At 74.0% G+C, this 2,594-nt stretch carries 3 protein-coding genes and 1 pseudogene; 2 read left to right on the forward strand and 2 right to left on the reverse strand.

Annotated elements, in window-relative coordinates:
- Together ACWEVO_RS34765 and ACWEVO_RS34770 are read right to left on the reverse strand one after the other, a co-directional pair.
- Positions 1 to 91 (reverse strand): annotated as a pseudogene (locus ACWEVO_RS34765) (GNAT family N-acetyltransferase); the annotation flags it as partial.
- 30 nt (positions 92 to 121) lie between these two features.
- Positions 122 to 1,339: a S8 family peptidase gene (locus ACWEVO_RS34770; RefSeq protein ID WP_452311651.1), complete on the reverse strand. Its 1,218-nt coding sequence runs from the start codon at positions 1,337 to 1,339 to the stop codon at positions 122 to 124.
- Positions 1,340 to 1,632: 293 nt separating this feature from the next.
- Between ACWEVO_RS34770 and shbA the strand changes: the two genes are divergently transcribed.
- Both shbA and ACWEVO_RS34780 read left to right on the forward strand, forming a co-directional pair.
- Complete coding sequence (gene shbA, locus ACWEVO_RS34775; RefSeq protein ID WP_452311653.1) at positions 1,633 to 2,205, forward strand: RNA polymerase sigma factor ShbA; 573 nt, start codon at positions 1,633 to 1,635, stop codon at positions 2,203 to 2,205.
- Positions 2,202 to 2,594: anti-sigma-D factor RsdA (locus tag ACWEVO_RS34780; RefSeq protein ID WP_452311652.1), on the forward strand; the 393-nt coding region annotated here is incomplete at its 3' end. The genes shbA and ACWEVO_RS34780, both read left to right, overlap by 4 nt.

Below are 2,594 nucleotides of genomic sequence, written 5' to 3' on the forward strand. Positions count from 1 at the left end.
GACCCCGCTCGCCCCGGTCCACGTACACGTCGCAGAGCCAGGCGAAGGTGGCCCGGTCGGTGACCACCCGGGCGACCGCCACCTGCCGCCCGGGCGGGTGGCACGGCCGAGGTGGCGACGGTCAGAAGGTCGCGACGTTCAGCAGCTTCTCCTGGATGCCGTCCGGGTCGCCGGCCGGCCAGCTGTAGTTCGTCGTACCGGCCGCCTGGAGGGCCGACTTGACCGCGCTCGGGGTGGCGGTCGGGTGGGTCGCCTTGTAGAGGGCGGCGCCGCCGGCCACGTGCGGGCTGGCCATCGAGGTGCCGGAGATGGTGTTGTAGGCGCCGCCCTTCCAGGTCGAGTAGATGCAGACACCCGGGGCCATCAGGTCGACGTCGGCGCCGTAGTTGGAGAAGTCGGCGATGGTGTCGTCCACATCGGTGCGGCAGGTGGCCGCGGCACCGCCACCCGGCAGGCCGTTGAAGTCGGCCAGCGCGGAGACGGTGATGACCTCGTCGTACGCGGCGGGCACGTGGTTGGCCGCGTTGTCGGTCTCGTTCCCGGCGGCCACGACGTACGTCACGCCGGCCGCGACCGACTTGCAGATCGCCTCGTGCATGGCGTCCTTGTTGCTGCCACAGGCACTGTCGGAGCCGGAGCCGCCGAGGCTCATGTTGGCGACCTCGATCTCGCTGGCGTGCGCCGTCACGTAGTCGATGCCGCAGATGATGTCGGAGAAGGTCCCACTGCCGGCGTTGTTGAGCACCCGGACCGGCCACATCCGGGCCCCCGGGGCCATGCCGACCGCGCCGATGCCGTTGTCGAGCGCGCCGATGGTGCCGGCGACGTGCGAGCCGTGACCGTTGCCGTCGTTGGCGCTGTTGCCGGTGGAGCAGTTCTTCGCCCCGGCGGTGTAGACGTTCAGGTCGGGGTGGGTCAGGTCGATGCCGGTGTCGATGACCGCGACGTCGACATTCACCCGCTCGTCCACACCGTTGATCTTCGCGGTCGGGCTCAGCTCCGCGTCGGCCCGGTTGATGCCGGTCGGCGTGGTCTGCGCGGCCGCCGTGGCCACCCCGTCGGGCTGCACGAAGAGCACCCGGGAGTCGCGGGCGATGCGGGCGGCGGCGGTCGCGCTCATCCGGGCGGAGTAGCCGCGCAGGGCGTGCTGGTAGACGTGGCCCACGGTGGCACCCGTCGCCCGGGCCTGCTCGGCGGCGACCGACGACGAGTTCGTGTCGGCGCGGAGGACGACGATGTAGCCGGTCTGCGCCTCCGCGCGCGGGGCGGCGGTGGCGCCGGTCGCCGAGGCGGCGACGACGATGCCGGTGAGCATCGCGACGCCCAGTGTCTTGCGCATGGGGGTTCCTCTCCACGTGCGGTCGGGCCGGTCGGCCCAGGCAGAGGCTGGCGCATCCGACGACGTGCGGACCAGGGCACGCGGCCATTCGTTATTGGAAATATATAAATTCGGCTGAAAGGGCGCACAACGGCAGACCCGACGTCGGGAAGCGCCAGGTCGGGCGGGCGGCGTACCGCTCCTGCCCGGTTATCGCCGCCGGCCCGCGCGGCGTTTCACGCCGACCTCTTGGCGGTACGCCGGAGGCCGGTTACCGTCGAGCCACGCACAGCGGAAGGGCCTCGTTGACCTCGATGGACACCCCGGATCCCGACCTCGTCCGGCGGGCCGTGGCCGGTGACCCGGTGGCAGTGGCCCGGGTCCTCACCCAGATCAGGCCGATCGCGGTGCGCTACAGCCTGGCCCGGTTGGGACATGTCGGCGCCGGGGGCGCCACGGCGGAGGACGTCGCCCAGGAGGTCTGCCTCGCGGTGCTGCGCGCCCTGCCCCGCTTCACCGACCAGGGCCGGCCGTTCCTCGCCTTCGTGTATGGCATCGCGGCGCGCAAGGTGGCCGACGCCTGCCGGGCCGCGAGCCGGGACCGGACCGAGAGCGTTGCCGACCTGCCCGAGGCCGCCGACCCCGCGCCCGGCCCGGAGCCCCAGGCGCTCACCGCCGAGCTCGGTGCGCGGCTGTCCGGACTGCTGGCCCAGTTGCCGGCCACCCACCGCGAGATCCTGGTGCTCCGCCTGGCCGTCGGGATGACGGCTGACGAGGTCGGTACGGTGCTCGGTATGACCGCTGGTGCCGTACGGCTGGCCCAGCACCGGGCGCTGACCCGGCTGCGCGCCCTCGCCGGTGACTCGCTGGCAGGAGTGCTGCGGTGAGCGGCGACGGGCCCACGCCGGGCCCCGCGGATCCGGTGCTGCGCGACGACGAGTTGCTCGACGCGCTCCGTCGCGGCACGCCACCGCCCCCGGACGATCCGGTGGCCGCCCTGCTGGCCGGCTGGCACGGCGAGATCGAGACCCGCGCCGCGCGTCTGGAGGCCGCCCCCTGGCCGGCGCCGGCCACCCCCGCCGGGCTGCCCGGGATGGACGACGGCATCGCCGGGCCGACCGACCCGCCCGGTGGCACCGGCGAGCCGCCGGTCCGGGACGCCGGCCCAGGCGGACCGACCGACCCGGACGCCGGTGTGGACGGACCGGCCGGCCCGGACGCCGGTGTGGACGGACCGACCGACCCGGACGCCGGTGCCGAGGGACCGGGCGACCCG

This window comes from Micromonospora sp. NPDC003776, from assembly GCF_053605645.1.

Excerpts from the sequence above, each read along its gene's own strand:
- ACWEVO_RS34770 (WP_452311651.1), bottom strand. The coding sequence starts at position 1,339 with ATGCGCAAGACACTGGGCGTCGCGATGCTCACCGGCATCGTCGTCGCC.
- shbA (WP_452311653.1), top strand. The coding sequence starts at position 1,633 with ATGGACACCCCGGATCCCGACCTCGTCCGGCGGGCCGTGGCCGGTGAC.